Annotated in this window: 13 protein-coding genes and 1 other annotated feature (1 of these 14 only partly in view); of the genes, 4 read left to right on the forward strand and 9 right to left on the reverse strand. The window is 52.6% G+C overall.

What is annotated here, in order from left to right:
* Positions 1-28, reverse strand: a binding site (T-box leader) (it extends 248 nt beyond the left edge of the window).
* A 135-nt stretch (positions 29-163) separates the two neighbouring features.
* On the forward strand, positions 164-3,076 hold the full coding sequence (locus G5B47_RS13120; RefSeq protein WP_165098688.1) for a transglycosylase domain-containing protein: 2,913 nt from the start codon (positions 164-166) through the stop codon (positions 3,074-3,076).
* Positions 3,077-3,183: 107 nt separating this feature from the next.
* Here the strand turns inward: G5B47_RS13120 and acsA are convergent, their stop codons facing one another.
* From acsA to G5B47_RS13140, 4 genes are all read right to left on the reverse strand, one after another.
* Positions 3,184-4,908: an acetate--CoA ligase gene (acsA, locus tag G5B47_RS13125; protein WP_165098690.1), complete on the reverse strand. Its 1,725-nt coding sequence runs from the start codon at positions 4,906-4,908 to the stop codon at positions 3,184-3,186.
* A gap of 249 nt (positions 4,909-5,157) precedes the next feature.
* Complete coding sequence (locus tag G5B47_RS13130; RefSeq protein WP_165098692.1) at positions 5,158-5,856, reverse strand: 5'-methylthioadenosine/adenosylhomocysteine nucleosidase; 699 nt, start codon at positions 5,854-5,856, stop codon at positions 5,158-5,160.
* 347 nt (positions 5,857-6,203) lie between these two features.
* A complete protein-coding gene (ccpA, locus tag G5B47_RS13135; protein ID WP_025334644.1) occupies positions 6,204-7,214 on the reverse strand; it encodes a catabolite control protein A in 1,011 nt (336 codons plus the stop codon).
* A gap of 428 nt (positions 7,215-7,642) precedes the next feature.
* A complete protein-coding gene (locus G5B47_RS13140) occupies positions 7,643-8,089 on the reverse strand; it encodes a hypothetical protein (protein WP_165098694.1) in 447 nt (148 codons plus the stop codon).
* A 247-nt stretch (positions 8,090-8,336) separates the two neighbouring features.
* Between G5B47_RS13140 and G5B47_RS13145 the strand changes: the two genes are divergently transcribed.
* Positions 8,337-8,861 (forward strand): type 1 glutamine amidotransferase domain-containing protein, encoded by a 525-nt coding sequence (locus G5B47_RS13145; RefSeq protein ID WP_165098697.1) that lies wholly within the window; start codon positions 8,337-8,339, stop codon positions 8,859-8,861.
* A 231-nt stretch (positions 8,862-9,092) separates the two neighbouring features.
* Positions 9,093-9,752 carry a L,D-transpeptidase family protein gene (locus G5B47_RS13150; protein ID WP_165098699.1) on the forward strand — a complete coding sequence of 220 codons (660 nt, stop codon included), beginning with the start codon at positions 9,093-9,095 and terminating at the stop codon, positions 9,750-9,752.
* Positions 9,753-9,821: 69 nt separating this feature from the next.
* On the opposite strand, the gene ptsP is transcribed toward G5B47_RS13150, so the two are convergent.
* The 4 genes from ptsP to aroA all read right to left on the reverse strand — a co-directional run bounded on the left by ptsP (position 9,822) and on the right by aroA (position 15,407).
* Positions 9,822-11,573, reverse strand: coding sequence for a phosphoenolpyruvate--protein phosphotransferase (gene ptsP / locus G5B47_RS13155; RefSeq protein WP_165098702.1), 1,752 nt, complete (start codon positions 11,571-11,573; stop codon positions 9,822-9,824).
* Positions 11,570-13,453: a glucose PTS transporter subunit IIA gene (locus G5B47_RS13160; protein WP_165098705.1), complete on the reverse strand. Its 1,884-nt coding sequence runs from the start codon at positions 13,451-13,453 to the stop codon at positions 11,570-11,572. The genes ptsP and G5B47_RS13160 overlap by 4 nt, the downstream gene beginning before the upstream one ends.
* 183 nt (positions 13,454-13,636) lie before the next feature.
* Complete coding sequence (locus tag G5B47_RS13165; protein WP_165098707.1) at positions 13,637-14,074, reverse strand: CoA-binding protein; 438 nt, start codon at positions 14,072-14,074, stop codon at positions 13,637-13,639.
* 40 nt (positions 14,075-14,114) lie between these two features.
* Positions 14,115-15,407, reverse strand: a complete 1,293-nt coding sequence (aroA, locus tag G5B47_RS13170; RefSeq protein ID WP_165098709.1) for a 3-phosphoshikimate 1-carboxyvinyltransferase — start codon at positions 15,405-15,407, stop codon at positions 14,115-14,117.
* A gap of 126 nt (positions 15,408-15,533) precedes the next feature.
* On the opposite strand from aroA, the gene G5B47_RS13175 reads away from it, so the two are divergent.
* Positions 15,534-15,845, forward strand: coding sequence for a rhodanese-like domain-containing protein (locus tag G5B47_RS13175; RefSeq protein WP_025334636.1), 312 nt, complete (start codon positions 15,534-15,536; stop codon positions 15,843-15,845).
* Here the strand turns inward: G5B47_RS13175 and G5B47_RS13180 are convergent.
* Positions 15,842-16,405: a shikimate kinase gene (locus G5B47_RS13180; RefSeq protein WP_235949732.1), complete on the reverse strand. Its 564-nt coding sequence runs from the start codon at positions 16,403-16,405 to the stop codon at positions 15,842-15,844. The genes G5B47_RS13175 and G5B47_RS13180 overlap by 4 nt on opposite strands.
* Positions 16,406-16,460: the final 55 nt, after the last annotated feature.

Consider the following 16,460-nt stretch of genomic DNA (forward strand, 5'->3'; position numbering starts at 1 on the left):
TCTTACTTCTGTCCTTCTCAGCCTTTAGAAATATCCAGTTGAATTTATTTATATCACAGGATCTTTTGAAAAGTCAAATATCTGCAAAAACCGCCCTCTTCCTACAAGCGCATTCAAAATCGCCAATTTGTGCTATAATAATTCCGTTAAAAGGAGGATGTCGATGTCTCAGGAAAATATAAAAAAAACAGCGACGGACATTCGCCCGCGAAGATCTTGGCTGCGCAGGATCGGTTCCGTCGTGAAATGGATGTTTATTCTGGGCGTAATGGGCGTCTTGATCGCCGGCGGCGCAGTTGGAGGCTTTATCGCTTCCATTGTAAAAGACGATCCGGTCCGCTCCGAGAAAATGATTCAGGAAAAGGTCGGAGAGAACGTCGTGACGGGGTTCGCCTACTTCCGCGACGGCATGCCGATCGGCCAGCTCCGGACGGAGGAAGACCGCAGGCTGGTCGCCTACAAGGATATTCCCCAGTTGGTCATTGACGCTGTTCTGGCGATCGAGGACAACCATTTTTACGAGCATCATGGCGTGGATATCAGCGGCACCATGCGCGCAGTCAAGCAGAAGCTGCTGAACGAATCTGTGCAAACCGGCGGCAGCACCTTGACCCAGCAGCTCGCCAGACGAGTATTTCTTAATCTGGATAAAACGGACGACCGCAAGGTCAAGGAAATATTGCTGTCGCTTCGGCTGGAGCGTTTTTTAAGCAAAGAGGAAATATTGACGGCATACCTGAACAAGGTGCCGTTCGGCAACGGTTCCAATGGCTATAACGTCTACGGTATCAAAGCGGCGGCGAAAGGGATATTCGGCATCGATAATTTGAACAAGCTGAATGTCGCCCAAGCGGCCTACCTGGCCGGCCTCCCCCAGCTTCCTTCCGCCTATTCGGCGTTCAACGGGTATGGGGAATTTAACGAGGCTGCTTTTAAACGCGCGCTCGACCGCCAGCACCTGGTCCTTCGGCGCATGCTGGAGGAGAACAAAATCTCATCTTCCCAGTATCAGGAAGCCCTCGCATTTGACATTAAGAAAGCCCTTGCTCCGCACACCAAGAAGGCTTACGTCACTTTTCCTTATCTTATGATGGAGACGGAGCGTCAGGCAGCCGCGATCCTGCTGTCGCTTGAGAACAACAATCAGGAGACCGCAAAGGGCGGTTCACAGCTTGAAGAGGCCCGCCAGCAGCTGCTGACGGGAGGCTACCGCGTATACACGACAATTGACAAAAAAGTATACAGCGCGATGCACAGCATCTCCGATGACAGCAGCAATTTTACCAAAGAGAGCAAAAGCAAAGGGCTTGAACAGACCGCAGGCATGTTGATTGAGAACAAGACTGGCGCGATTCTGGGAATGATCGAAGGGCGTGATTTTAATGTCGAGAGCATGAACTACGCCACCCAGATGATTAGACAGCCCGGATCGACAATGAAGCCGATAGCCGCCTATCTGCCCGCTTTAGAGTCGGGGCTGATCCAGCCGGCCAGCATTTTGGACGATGCGCCTATCATTCTGAAGGATGGCCAGAAAGGCTTCCACATTCCAAAGAACGCCAACAACCGCTATCAAGGGCTGGTAACGGCGAGGTATGCGCTGAACAACTCGCTGAACCTCCCGGCGCTGAAGCTGTTCGACGAGAAGGTAGGCATCAAGAACGCTTGGGCTTTTGCCAAGAAGCTGGGAATCACAACCATTCAAGACGGGGATTACAGCGCGCAGACCGGCGTTCTCGGCGGACTGAAGTATGGAGTATCCGTTGAAGATCTGACCAATGCGTATTCCTCTATCGGCAATAAAGGCCAATTTAACGACGCCTACATGATTGAAAAGATCGTTGATTCGAAGGGTAACATCATTTATCAGCACAAGCCTCATCCGGAGCGTGTATTTTCGGAGCAGAGCGCTTATCTGATGACAGACATGCTCCGCACCGTCGTTACCGACGGCACCGGAAGCACCGTCAAGAGCAAGTACAAGCATTTCAAAAATATTCCGATCGTCGGCAAGACCGGCTCGACTCAAAATTATGCAGATGTCTGGTTCATGGGATATACCCCGGATATCACGCTCGGCATGTGGGTCGGATACAAGGAGCAGATCAATACGCTCGAGGGTAAAACCCAGCGGAAACAGGCGCAGACCTTGTGGGCCAAGGTCATGAACGCCGTGATCGACAAGAAGCCGGAACTGTTCAAGACGAAGAGCTTCACCAAACCTGAAGGCATCGTCAAAGAGACCGTATCGGCGTACAGCGGCAAACTGCCGACCTCACTTACGGACAAGTTCACGACCGATATTTTCAATGCAAAATATACGCCGAAGGACAGCGACGACGGAATTTCAAGAGCGAAATACATTACCTACCAAGGGGTAAATTATATTCCGCGGGATGGAACGCCTGATGATTTTCTGAAGGAAAAGATCGTTGTTTCCAGAGAGAAGCCGATCGAAGAATTGATCAAGGAACTGGAAGCGGCCTTCAAATCTATGAATGAGCATGAACCGCTGGAGTACTATCTGCCGGAGGATGCGAAGTCGGACGTGCCGACAGAAGTCGACCCAAGAGTTGACGACGGCGCCGCTCCTGCAGCGCCCGGGAATGTAGAAGTCTCTTACGACACCGGCAAGGCCGTCATCCGCTTTGCGCCGAGTGCTTCGTCCGATGTCGTGGGTTACCGGTTATATTCTTCCGTGAATGGCGGACCGTTCCAAAAAGTGTCTGTGCTCCTTGCCGGTGACGGCACATCTTTCACAACGGGTACCCCTGCAAGCGACTTTGCCGTGTTTTATGTGACGGCCGTGGATGTGGCAGGGAAAGAAACGCCTTCGGGAAGTGTCGGCGGAGACATGCCGACGCCTGAGCCGTCGCCAAGCCCGGGAGACGTACTTTCCCCGCCGGATACGGGGGCAACCCCGGGGGATCAGGGACTTCCTGATCCGGGGCTCTTTCCTGGAGGGATCAGCGACCCCGGAGCGAACCCCACCCAGCCGGGTCCAGACGGCGGGCAGGTCACACCGCCGGCCGACGGCAACAATCCGGGTAGCGGCGGAAGTAACGCCGCTAACTAAATAACCGCCATTTCATTATCCTGGAGGACCATATAACGAGTAGACGGTTGACTGCCGCCCTTACGGGCTAAGCGGTCAACCGTCTTTTTTATGGCTCATTTACTCCTCTAATCCTCTATCGTCGAGAGATCGCCGGCCGGCAGTTGAAGCTCCCACGCTTTGAGCACGCGGCGCATGATTTTGCCGGACCGGGTCTTCGGAAGCTTATCTTTGAATTCGATTTCCCTCGGCGCGGCGTGGGCGGATAACCCTGATCTCACAAATGAAGCAATTTCCGCCTTCAGCTCAGGTGATGGGATATATCCTTGCCGGAGTGATATAAAGGCCTTTACAATTTCTCCCCGCAGGGTATCGGGTTTGCCAATAACACCGGCTTCCGCAACCGCAGGATGCTCGATCAGCTTGCTCTCCACCTCAAACGGCCCAATCCGCTCTCCTGCGGAGTTAATGACATCGTCAACCCGTCCCTGGAACCAGAAATAGCCTTCATCGTCCATATAGGCAGAGTCCCCGGAAATATACCAGCCGGGTATGCGAAAATACTCCTCATATTTGGCGGAATTATTCCAAATCCGGTCCATCATGGACGGCCAAGGTGTTTGGATAGCCAGATTGCCCATCGTATACGGAGGGAGCTTATTCCCTTTGTCGTCCAGAATCGTAGCCTTAATGCCCGGAAGCGGCCGTCCCATCGACCCCGGTTTGATATCCATTCCGGGAAAGTTGCAGATGAGCTGTCCGCCTGTCTCCGTCATCCACCATGTATCATGAATGCGCTGGCTGTACACTTTGTCACCCCAACGGATAACCTCGGGATTAAGCGGCTCACCGACTGAGAGAATATGGCGCAGACTGCTTAAATCGACTCCTTTAAGGCTTTCTGTTCCCGCACTCATCAGCATGCGGAATGCCGTAGGAGCGCTGTACCATACCGTTACTTTATTGCGTTCAATCGTTTGGTACCAATCCCGTGGACTGAATCGGCCGCCGCGCACGACATTCGTCACACCGCACAACCAAGGGGCAAAAATTCCGTAAGAGGTTCCAGTGACCCAACCGGGGTCGGCGGTGCACCAGTAAATATCATCATCAAGCAGATCAAGCACGACTTTGCCGCTATAGTAATGCTGGATCATCGCGCGCTGCACATGGTAGACGCCTTTGGGCTTTCCGGTCGAACCTGAAGTGTAGTGCATAATCAGTCCATCCTCGAGGCCGAGCCACTCCGGCTCAAGCTCCTCAGACGCGGAAGCGCATTCCGTTTCATAGTCAAGCACATAATTTTCAGGGTCCGAGCCCCCGCCCACAAGAAAAATATAACGCAGCTCCGGAAGCTCCTCACGCTTTACCCGGTGCAATAATTCCGGGGTAGTGACCAACGCGACAGCGCCGCTGTCCTCAAGCCGATCCTTGACCGCAGTTTCCATAAACGCTTCGAACAAGGGTCCCGCAACCGCACCGACCTTCAGGATGCCGAGAAGACTGAAATACAGCTCAGGCTGCCTGGGCATAAACAGAAATACCCGGTCCCCCTTGCCGATCCGGTATTTGCGGAGGACATTACCGAAACGGTTCGACTTCTCCTGCAAATCGGCAAACGTATAGGATTCGTCCCGTGTAGAATCACTGTACAGCAGCGCCGTCTTTTCTCCCCTTCCCTCACGGACATGGCGGTCGACCGCTTCATAAGCCATATTGACCTTACCCGTGTCATACCAAGTAAAGTTGCGCTCCACATCCTCCCACTTAAAATGGGTGACGGCCTGATCGTAATCAGCCAAATTCGGATTCCGCGCCCGTCCCGGCAAAACATGATGATGAACCTGCCCCATTACCTTTGCCCCCTCTCGCATGAATGGTATAAGCTTAAATCACTTCAAGCACAATTGAAGTCAAGCTATAATTATGAACTTTTTATGTCGAATTCAAGTATAGCATAGCAAGCGCTTACAATCCATCCTTTGTTCATACCAAAAAGAGTCGGCAATCGCCTATGCTGCTATGACTCCTATCGGGTTCGAAAATACCGCTGCCCTCCCATGAGCTGTTCATCAGCGTACGGGAGGGCAGCGGGTTATGTATTAAGGCAGCATGTCCAGTATGCAGCTCAAGATTTCATGGGACTTTCGGGACGCGGTCACTGTAAATTCTGAGAAGCTGACATTGGCTGAGCCGTCGGCCTTGTCGGACATGGCGCGGATCACAACGAACGGGATACCGTTCATATAACATACCTGAGCCAGCGCCGCTCCTTCCATTTCCGCGCAGGCGCCTCCCAGCTGCTCCCGCAGCATCGTGACCGTTTCGTGGCTGGCAATAAACTGGTCCCCCGAAAGAACTCTCCCTGTCACATAGCGGACATCCAGCTCCCGGCAGACCTTCTCGGCAAGCAGCACAAGCTCCGGATCGGCCGGAAACTCCGAGGTCTCCTGGTAGGGAATCACCCCGCGAGGGAAGCCAAGCGCCGTTACATCCATATCATGCTGCAAGCACTCAGACGAGATGACAATATCTCCAACTTCAAGGTCCGGATGCAACGCTCCGGCCACGCCAGTAAAGAGTATCTTGGCAGCGCCGAACGCATCGATCATAATCTGCGTGGTGACCGCGGCATTAACTTTTCCAACTCCCGATTTGGAGACCACAACGGATTTCCCGCCGATAGTACCTTTATAGTATGTAATCCCCGCCTTTGCAACAGCTTCGCTGTGCTCCATATTCTCCAATAGCAATTTGATTTCTTCATCCATAGCTCCCATGATCCCGATAACCGTTTCCATCAACTGGCCTCCCTTAAAATAAAAAGATGATAAAATAAAAGCTGAACTTAAGATTTTCCCATCAGATACCAGTCGCAACTACGAGGAACGTTTGGACTTCCGGCCGCTGCCCATCTCCAGATTTCTTGATTTAAACCAATCTTCGCGGTTGAAATCCGGAGACAAAGGCGATCGCTATCGCTCCTACAGTTCCAAACTTCCCCTTCGTTACTCCTTACACTGATTACATTTTTGAAGTTCATCTTATATAGCATAAAAAGCCCCATGACGGAGCTTTTTACTTTTGGTCTATTCTACTTATCCGGGTATAAACCGCCCGGCCTCCCCCCTGCAAGGGGATGTCCATACTATTCGTTTACGTGGCTGACGGACAGTCGCAGAATAGTCTCATGCGGCAAAATGACGCGCGGATTCTCTACGGTCTCCTTCTTCATCAGCTTGGTCAAAAGTCTCATGGCCACGGCGCCGAGGTCGTACATCGGCTGAGCCACCGTCGTTAGCAGCGGACGCACCATGGAAGCCATGCGGATGTTATCTACGCTAATGATCGAGAAATCGTCTGGCACTTTCAGCCCTTCGTCCTGAATGCTGTGAATGGCGCCAATCGCCATTTCGTCCGTTGCGGCAAAGATCGCCGTCGGCTTCTTCTTCAGCCCCAGGAAATACTTCATCGCCTCAACGCCGGATTCATAGCGGTAATTTCCGATGCGCACAAGATCTTCCTGGTATTCGATACCGGCGGCTTCAAGCGCCTTCTTGTAGCCCTGGAAGCGTGAAAAACCATTGGCCGGGTCATGCAGCGTGCCGCTGATCATCGCGATTTCCCGGTGGCCATGGCGAATCAGCGTATTGACCGCATCGAATGCGGCCGCTTCATGATCGATATCAACCGAAGGATAGGTTCCCTTCTCATCGCTTGTCGCGCACAGCACGATTGGAACGGCCGAAGTCTGGAAAGCGAGAATATGCTCATCCGTTACGGTGCCGCCCATAAAGAGGAGTCCATCCACCTGCTTCTCGAGCAGGGTGTTGATAACGCGGATTTCCTTCTCCTTACGCTTGTCGGCATTACACAAAATAATATTATAGTGATACATATTGGCAATATCTTCGATTCCGCGGGCAATTTCCGCAAAAATCGAATTGGATATATCAGGAATGACAACGCCGACAGTTGTCGTTTTCTTGCTGGCAAGACCTCTTGCCACGGCGTTGGGGCGGTACCCCAAACGTTCAATCGCTTCATACACCTTCTTGCGGGTTTGCGGTTTCACATTGGGATTGTTGTTGACAACCCGTGATACCGTTGCCATAGATACGCCTGCTTCACGCGCTACATCGTAAATGGTTACCGTCAAATTACTCTCTCCATTGCCATAAATTTTATCGTTCGACCTAATTAAAATCATGATACGATAATTTGTACTTTTGTGCAATGATAACGCTTCAATTTCCTTTCAGAAATCTTTTCAGTTCGAAAGCAAAGATGCCGAAACAGGGACTTGTTTCACGGTTTCTTGTTATTATTAACAAAAAGCGCCATGATTGTCTGGTTCCGGATACCTATTCTTCTCTTCATTGCACACGCCATAAACAGGACCTTGGTGATCATCGTTTACCGGCCGATTTTCCGGACTTTCACGCAATATCATTGAACAGGTTATGAGGCTACCGCTTTAATCAGATTACCTGCTAAAACAGAAATGTAACCTCTTTCTTTATGGTATCAAAAATCGACGAAAAAATCCAATGTTTCTGAAAAATTTTCATTGTTTTGCATAAGGGATTATACAATTCGGGATACGGTATGCGGGACCAGTCTCAGCAGCCTGTCCTCAAGCTCCTCCATCCACTTCTTATCCGCTGCTTCGGACGCAATCCGGAATAAATCCAGCAGCAGATCGATCCTCTCGCTCAACGCCTGCTGAACCGCCTGTTCCAGAACTTCCACTCTTCCCCCGTTATCGTTAAAGGTGTCATTCACTACGGAAGCCCATTCATTGTGTTCGGTAAAAGAGAAGCGGCTTCTCTTGGGATTCCCGCCCAGCTCTTGAATCAGCCGGCTTAAATCGTTCTTCACCGCCGGATGCGGCTTATACTGGAAGCAGGACTGGCACATAAAGACAGGGACATTGGTTATTTTCACTTTGCCTTTATAAATCAGTGTATGCATATGTATAATCATCTCTCCGCCGCAGCGGCAGCTTTGATGCAGTTGGCCTTCATTGTACATGGTCACACCTCAACAAATGGTTATTAATAAGGATATTCGCAGCTGCCTGAGGACAGACATTTAGCGCTGGTCCAAACGAATGGATGCATTAGATTTATATTCGCGTTCTCCTGTAAAAAACCTTCCTGTTTGCATAAAATGATTAAATTACCATTTATGATAGTAAATCCTACTATGCGGATGACTTGAAAATTTAAATTTGGTACAATAATCGGGATTACGTTCTTTAGAAGGGAGCTAAAGTCAAATGCGTCTGGACGGAAAAAAAGTAATTGCACTTGTAGACGATGAATTTGAAGATTTGGAGCTTTGGTATCCTGTCTACCGGGTAAGAGAGGAAGGCGCAGAGGTGCATCTGGCCGGCCTTGTTAAAGACAAGACTTACGTAGGCAAATATGGCGTTCCCGCAACCGCGGAATACTCCTGGGATGAGCTGGACGCTGCCGATTACGACGGCATCCTGGTTCCCGGCGGGTGGGCGCCGGACAAGATCCGCCGCTATCCGGCGGTCCTCAAGCTGATTCGGGACTTCAACGAGTCGAAGAAACCGATCGGTCAAATCTGCCATGCAGGCTGGGTGCTGATCTCCGCCAAAATTCTGGAGGGCGTCACCGTAACCTCGACACCCGGCATCCGCGACGATATGGAGAACGCCGGAGCAATCTGGAAGGACGAGCCGGTCGTGGTCGACGGCCATATTGTCTCCGCCCGCCGTCCTCCCGATCTCCCCCCGTACGGCAAAGCCTTCTGCGACGCGCTGGCCGGGAAATAAAGAACTGAATGCAGTCTTTGGCCCTCGCTTGTAAAGCGGGCCGAAGGCTGCTTTTTTATTAACGTATACGAATTGGGGAACTGGTAAGGTACAGGGATAGATTTTGCGTGATTTGACAATATAAGAAACAGGACAAGGGTACATTGCCTGCAAAACCATGGATTTAAGCTGTAACGGAACTGAACAATAAACAGACAAATGATTATGCCGAAATGGAGGATTTTATAGCCTATGTTCATGCATAAGATGCTGCTGATTCTTCATTTGTTCATCTTGTCCAATCCAGTCACCACGGCAGAGCCTCCTCAAAATCAGGAAAAAATATCGATTAATATCGATCCTCTGAAGCATCAGCTGTACCTGTACTCGAATAGTCAACTTATCAAAAAGTATACAATCGCTCTTGGTAAACCCGAAACACCGTCACCTGTAGGCGAGTATGTCGTTATTAACAAATACAAAAATTGGGGGAAAGGGTTCGGCACCCGGTGGATTGGACTTAACGTACCCTGGGGAACCTACGGTATTCATGGTACAAACAGGCCCTATTCAATAGGCCATAATGCCAGTCATGGATGCATACGGATGCACAACCATGATGTAGAGGAGTTATATGAGTTTGTACGAGTGGGGACCAGGATAAGCTTTGGAGGGCATGTTCTTGGGAAACTAAGCGAAAATCCCAGGAGTTTGGCAAAGGGGGATAGCGGCGGTGACGTTCAAATCATTCAATACTGGTTGCGGAGCGCTGGATTTTACAATGGTGAATGCAATGGCAAGTTCAACAGCACAACAGAATTAGCGCTAAAAAATTATGAAAAGAAGCATGGATTGCCCGTTGATGGCGTAGCAGGGTATCACGATTATTTACACCTCGGGTTGGTTGAATGAAGCTAAAAAGTCCGGCAAGCATGCCGGACCCCCAGTTCTCTATATTTTGAATGGTTAACCGTCGATTGGTTAAGCGTCGCCCTTAACGACAGGCTGAATGATTGCCTTGTCGAGGAACTGTGTGAGCTGCCGCTCGCTCTCCTCGGCAGCCCGGCTGCGGAAGCAGAGCTTGGCGATTCTCCGGGCCTCGGAGGCCGCTGTGTTCAATGTCCGGTGCTTGACCTTCAGCAGCGCTTGGGGCGACATGCTGAGGTCGCTGACGCCAAGCTCCAGCCACAGGGGAAGCGAACGCTCATCCCCGGCCAGTTCCCCGCAGACGCTGATGCCAATGCCCGCCGCTTTGGCCGCTTCCACCGTCATGCGGATCATCCGAAGCACGGCAGGGTGATACGGATGGTACATATGGGCAATCTGCTCGTTCATCCGGTCAACCGCCAGCGCGTACTGCACCAGATCATTCGTCCCGATGCTGAAAAAGTCCACCTCTTCCGCCAGGAAGTCGGCGATCATCACCGCGGCCGGCACCTCGATCATGATTCCGATCTGTAAATTGCGGTTGTAAGGAATGCCGCGCCGGTCCAAGTCCTTTTTCACTTCCTCAAGCACGGCTTTGGCCTCTCTTACCTCCTCAACCGAAGAGATCATGGGGAACATCATTTTAATGTTGCCGTGGACACTCGCCCGAAGGATTGCCGTCATCTGCGTCTGGAACATGTCCTTCCGGTCAAGGCTGATGCGGATCGCACGGTAGCCAAGGAAAGGGTTCTGCTCCTCCGGAAGCTGAAAATAATCCAGATGCTTGTCTCCCCCGATATCCAGCGTACGGATGACAACCGGATGCTCTCCTACCTTCTCCGCCACAAGCTTATAAACCTCATATTGCTCCTCTTCGGTCGGAAAACTCTGACGGTCCATATACAGAAACTCTGTCCGGAACAGACCGACGCCCTCTGCGCCGTACTTCAACGCCAGATCCAGCTCCTTCACGGAGCTGATGTTGCCTGCCAGCCGCAGCTTTACTCCATCACGGGTCTGGGCCTCCACCGAGGACAGAAGCTCCAGCTGTTGCCGTTTCTCCCGTTGTCTGTCGCGAACAATGCTGTAATGTTCGGTTGTAGCTTGGTCAGGATTTACATAAAGATTACCGTTGTCCCCGTCGATAATCAGCAGCTCCCCGGTCTGGATCGGGCTGGAGAGCTTGCTCTCCAGGCCCGCCACCAGCGGGATGCCAAGCGCACGGGACATAATGGAAGAATGCGACGTCATGCCTCCCATCATGGTCACAATGCCAAGCACGTAAGCGGGATTCAGGTGGGCTAGCTGGGAAGGGGAAAGCTCTTTGGCCACCAGAATGTAGGGCTGGGTATCGGAAGGCAGAGTGACCTCGGGCGCCCCTAGCAGATGCTTCAGCAGCCGGTTGCCGACATCCTTGATGTCGACCGCCCTTTCCTTCATGTATTCGTCATCCAGGAGGTCGAACATGGCCACAAAGTGATCAATGGCCTCCTTGACAGCCACCTCCGCCGCCTTGTATTGCCTCTCGATGATTCCGCGGATTTCGCTCATGAATACCGGATCGTCCAGAATCGCCAAATGAGCGTCAAAAATGCTGGATTCCTCGGGGCCGACGACTTCCCTGAATTCTTTTTTGATAAATTCGAGCTCATCCTTGGAGGTGCGTATCCCTTCATATAAACGCTCAAACTCTTTGGCCAGATCGACCGGATTCACCTGCGTCTCCGGCATGCTCCATTCCCAGTTCGGCAGAACGAAAGCCTTTCCGATGGCAACACCCGCTGAGGCGCCTATACCTTGTATCATGATTCTACCCCTCCAACATTGCTTTCGTGCAATACGACGGACATCACCGAAGATTGCCCTTTTTTCACAGTTTTAAATGGAGCGTAGCTCCAGGATTTGACGCGTTCCGGATTGGTAATCACCATCGGGGTGGCAAGCGATGAGGCATGCTCTTTCAGGTACTCCAGATCGAATTTCACCAGCAGCTGGCCGGGTTCGACGCTGTCCCCTTCCTTGATCTCCGACTGAAACGGACCTTTCAGCTGGGAGGTGTTGATGCCGATATGCATGAGCACCTCAAGCCCTTCAGGCGTCGCAATGCCGATCGCGTGCATCGTGGGATATATATGCATGACTTTGCCGAATACCGGAGAGACGAGCTCTCCCTTTTCCGGAATGAAGGCGACGCCGTCTCCGACCAGTTTTTGGGCAAAAATATGATCGGGGACCTCTTCGATCGGCAGCATTTTACCCTGCATCGGGGCGTTGAACAGCACCTGAGGCAGGTCGCGGAGCATGAGCTTATCGATTTCCTCGCGGATCAGCTCGGAGTACGTGCCGAAGACGACCTGCACATTGCCCCCGCCGAGCTTGATGATGCCGGCAGAGCCAAGGCTTTTAAGCGCTCCGATGTCGATCTTGCGGTCGTTATGCACCGTAAGCCTCAGCCGCGTAATGCAGGCCTGGACCTGCACGATGTTCTCTTTGCCGCCAAGTGCCTGCAAGATAAGCGGAGCCTGGTAAGGGATATTCCCCGCCCAGTCGCCAAGCTCGGAGCCTTCCTCCCGGCCCGGAGTCGGAATCTGAAAGCGGCGGATCGCCCAGCGGAATAATTGATAATAGACCAGCCCGTAAACGATACCGATCGGGATCAGCAGCCAGGCGCGCCGGGCCAGATGCAGATTCAAGAAAAAGTCGATGGCCCCCGCCGAATAGGAAAAGCCGTGATGGATGCCCAGCGCGTAAGTGAGAGACATCGCAAGTCCCGACATAACCGAATGAATGGCGAACAGATAGGGCGAAGCGAACAGAAAGGCGAATTCGATCTGCTCGGATACGCCGGTCAGGAAGCAGACAAGCGCCGCGCGCATGAACGTCTTTCGGATTTGCGGCTTCAAATCTTCCCGCGCTTCCTGAATAATCGCGAACGCAATGGCGGGGAGCGCAAACATCATGATCGGAAAGAGCCCTGCCATGAAGCTGCCAGCCGTCGGATCGCCGGCAAAAAACCGCGGCAGATCGCCCTGAACGGCTGCGCCGTCCGGCGTTGTATACGTTCCCAGTTGAAACCAGAACACATTGTTCAATATATGATGAAGTCCAAAGGCCGTGAGCACTCTGTATAATACGCCGTACAGGAACAAGCCGAAGCCTCCCGTCCTGTCGACAAAGCGGAGAAGGTCGTCAAGACCGTGCTGTATCATCGGGGAGACGCCCAGCATCACCCACGCGAACAGAGCGGAGAACAAGCCCATAAAGAGCAGTACAAAACGCGATCCCCCAAAAAACTGGATCGCCTCGGGAAGCTTGATATTCTTAAAGCGGTTATGGGCGATGCCGGCAACAATTCCGAGCAGAATGCCGATCAGCGTCGAGGGTTGCAATGCGCCGTCGCCCAGCTTCATCACAATCCTGTCATAGGTGAACATTCCCGCCAGCGCCGCAAGCCCCGCGGGCCCGGCTTGATTGGACAGCCCCCAGGCGACTCCGACCGCAAACAGATAAGGCATATAATAAAAAATTCCCTGTCCCGCATAGGTTGCCACTTCGGCTACCGAAGCCAGCCCCCAAGCGGACCATGGCAGGCTTCCCAGGCTGAGCAGAATGGCCGCCGCCGGCAGCACCATGGTGGGAAGCATAATGGCTCTGCCCAGCTGCTGCAATGATCCGAGCCAGTTCAAAATGGATCTCTCCTTTCATACTACATTGAATGGTACGGCCTGTGTCCCGTTTTGTCAAAAGAATAAGTCGGCACATTTTTGTATTATACCATAAAATTCCATATCATTCGATTGAACGAGCAAAAGCAGGCACAAAAAAACGTCCCCCCTCTCGGTCAGGACGTTTTCTCTTCACTGACGTTACTACGTTTTTCGGGTCCGCCCCTGCATCGTAATCGCTTCTTCGACCTTGATGCAGCGGTCCATGATGGCCGTCATTCCCGCCTCTGCGGCGATTTCGGCCGCTTCCTGACTGACAACGCCCTGCTGCAGCCACAGCACTCTGGCGCCGATCGCTGCGGCCTCCCGGGCAAGCTCGGCACAGAATTCGCTGCGGCGGAACACGTTGACAATGTCGACCGGTTCAGGAATCTCGGCAAGCGAATGATAGCACTTCTCCCCAAGGATTTCGCCATCGACCATCGGATTGACCGGTATAATGCGGTAGCCTTTGTTCTGCATGGCGTAAGCAACCATATAGGAGGTCCGGTCACTCTTGTCGGACAGACCCACGACGGCAATGTTGCCTGCGGAAGCCAGGATGTCTCCGATCCGCTCCCTGGACGGATTTTCAAAAGCCATATGTTTCAGCCCCTTTGTTAAGAAATTCCTTCTGCCGCTTTTATTTTACCCACTCCACATCCGCGCCAAGCGCCTTCAAATGGTCAAAGTACTGCGGATACGATTTGGCTACATGATGCGCATCCTTAATCAGCAGCGGCTTCGCCGCGCGAAGTCCGACGACTGTCAGGGCCATAATGACGCGATGATCGAAGTGCGCGTTGATCGTAACGCCGCCTTCGACGCCTTCCGGTCTGCCGTGAACGATGATCTCTTCCCGCCGTTCTTCGACCTTCGCCCCGGCCTTGCTCAGCTCGGCCAAATAATCGGTGATGCGGTCGCATTCCTTATAGCGCAAATTCTCCACATTATAAAATCTGGAGGTCCCTTCCGCGAACACGGCGGCGGCAACCATAGCCAGCACGGCATCCGTAGCCGCGTCTCCGTCGAACTCGACCGCCTTCAGGCGTTCATTCCCCTGTACGTGCACCGTTCCGTTCTCGTGGGTAAGCGGCACTTCCATCATACGCAGAACATCGATAATTGCTCTTTCCCCCTGCCGGCTCTTCTCGGCGAGGCGATGAATCTTCACATCGGACTTTGTAACGGCGGCGGCGGCCAGTACGGCTGCCGAGCCGGGGTAATCCCCCTGTACGGTATACGACTTAGCCTCATAAGACTGTCCGCCCGGCACCTTGAACGACATATAATCGTCGGCCGCGTGAACTACGATACCGGCCTGCTCCAGCACCTCAAGCGTCTGTCCGACGACCACCTTCGATTTCAGATCGTTGAGAACGATAATCTCGCTGTCTTCCTCAAGCAGCGGCGTCAGAAACAGCAGCGCGCTCAAATACTGGGAGCTGACCGCTCCGGAGACGGTAATGCGTCCCCCTTTCGGGTTGCCGCCCCGGATAGTGATCGGAAGGCGGCCTTCGTTATGCTCGACCTCGACGCCAAGCTGGCCAAGCGCGTCGATCAGATCGTCATGGGGACGCTTGCCCAGCGAGTCGGGGTATGTATTCACAAAGGTCACTTCCGGGCACAGGGAAGCTACCGCCATCAGGAAGCGCAGCACGGCGCCGGCATTGCCGACATTGAGCTCCTTAACGTCTTTGGGACGTCGGCCGAAGCCTTTGATGACAATCTTCTCGTCATCCTCCGTAAGCTCGGCTCCCAGATCGCGGATACAGCGGCGGATCGCGTCGCTGTCTTCGCTGTGCGCCGGATGATAGATGGTGCTGGTTCCTTCGGACAGCGCGGCGACCAGCAGATAGCGCGTTGTATAATTTTTGGAGGAAAGTGCTCCGATTTCTCCGTTTAGTACCGGCGTAGGCCTTACAATAACGTCCATGTTTCTTAGCTCTCCTTATATATTGAATATATTGATTGGTGGATACGGTCACAGTCATCGTTTGACAGAGTAATCCGTCCTTATGATATCATTAAACCATTCTTGTCAAGGAAAGAGGTCATATCCATGAATGGTATTCCCCAAATTACCGCCGAGGAATTGCATCAGCGCCTGGAATCCGGCGAAGAATTGGTCCTGATCGACGTTAGAGAAGCCGATGAAGTAGCCCTTGGAATGATTTCGGGCGCTCAGCATATTCCGATGGGCGACATTCCGTACCGCATGTCCGATATCCCCGAGGATGCGGAGGTTGTTTTCATATGCCGCTCCGGCTCCAGAAGCCAGCGGGTATGCGAATATTTGAGCTCCCAGGGCTATGACCGCGTAGCGAACTTCAGCGGCGGCATGATCGGCTGGTACGAACTGCTGGAGCATTAACCAACATGCTTAAAAGCTAAAACGCGGTAGTGCATTAAAATATCCTGACACACTTGTGCCGCTGTCAGGCTGCTTGTATCCACCGTGCAGTGCGCGAAGCTGTAGGCGTCCTTACGTTCTTCCAGAATGCGTCTGACGCGCTCTTCCGCATTGCCGGCAAGCAGCGGCCGGTTGTTGTCGCCGGTTACACGCGAGATGATCTCCTCCGCCGTTGCGCTGAGCGCCGCGACGATTCCATTCTCCAGCATTAGCTCCCTGTTCGCCTCGGCCAGCACAACGCCTCCGCCCGTGGCAATAACCTGTCCTCCGGTCTGAAGCGTTTCCCGCAAGCTTTCCGTCTCCAGTGTCCGGAAGTAGCCTTCTCCATCCTTTTCAAAAATCTCGGCGATGCTTCGCCCTTCCTTACGAACGATCACCTGATCAAGGTCGACCAGTTCAAATCCCAGTTCCTCGGCAAGAATGGCGCCTACCGTCGACTTCCCCGTTCCCATCATTCCGATCAGAATCAGATTTTTGGCGTCCGTTGGCCTGCTCTGCCGCTTCATGTCGTCTGCCGACATAACGATCACCACCCGCTAGTTTGAGACTTTATCGTAAATTTAGACATATCATAAC

The sequence above is a fragment of the Paenibacillus apii genome, assembly GCF_011043685.1.
Classification (GTDB): Bacteria; Bacillota; Bacilli; order Paenibacillales; family Paenibacillaceae; genus Paenibacillus_AQ; species Paenibacillus_AQ sabinae.

Coding starts and splice junctions, on each gene's coding strand:
- G5B47_RS13120 (WP_165098688.1), top strand. CDS start 164: ATGTCTCAGGAAAATATAAAAAAAACAGCGACGGACATTCGCCCGCGA.
- acsA (WP_165098690.1), bottom strand. CDS start 4,908: ATGGGGCAGGTTCATCATCATGTTTTGCCGGGACGGGCGCGGAATCCG.
- G5B47_RS13130 (WP_165098692.1), bottom strand. CDS start 5,856: ATGGAAACGGTTATCGGGATCATGGGAGCTATGGATGAAGAAATCAAA.
- G5B47_RS13140 (WP_165098694.1), bottom strand. CDS start 8,089: ATGTACAATGAAGGCCAACTGCATCAAAGCTGCCGCTGCGGCGGAGAG.
- G5B47_RS13145 (WP_165098697.1), top strand. CDS start 8,337: ATGCGTCTGGACGGAAAAAAAGTAATTGCACTTGTAGACGATGAATTT.
- G5B47_RS13150 (WP_165098699.1), top strand. CDS start 9,093: ATGTTCATGCATAAGATGCTGCTGATTCTTCATTTGTTCATCTTGTCC.
- ptsP (WP_165098702.1), bottom strand. CDS start 11,573: ATGATACAAGGTATAGGCGCCTCAGCGGGTGTTGCCATCGGAAAGGCT.
- G5B47_RS13165 (WP_165098707.1), bottom strand. CDS start 14,074: ATGGCTTTTGAAAATCCGTCCAGGGAGCGGATCGGAGACATCCTGGCT.
- aroA (WP_165098709.1), bottom strand. CDS start 15,407: ATGGACGTTATTGTAAGGCCTACGCCGGTACTAAACGGAGAAATCGGA.
- G5B47_RS13175 (WP_025334636.1), top strand. CDS start 15,534: ATGAATGGTATTCCCCAAATTACCGCCGAGGAATTGCATCAGCGCCTG.
- G5B47_RS13180 (WP_235949732.1), bottom strand. CDS start 16,405: ATGTCGGCAGACGACATGAAGCGGCAGAGCAGGCCAACGGACGCCAAA.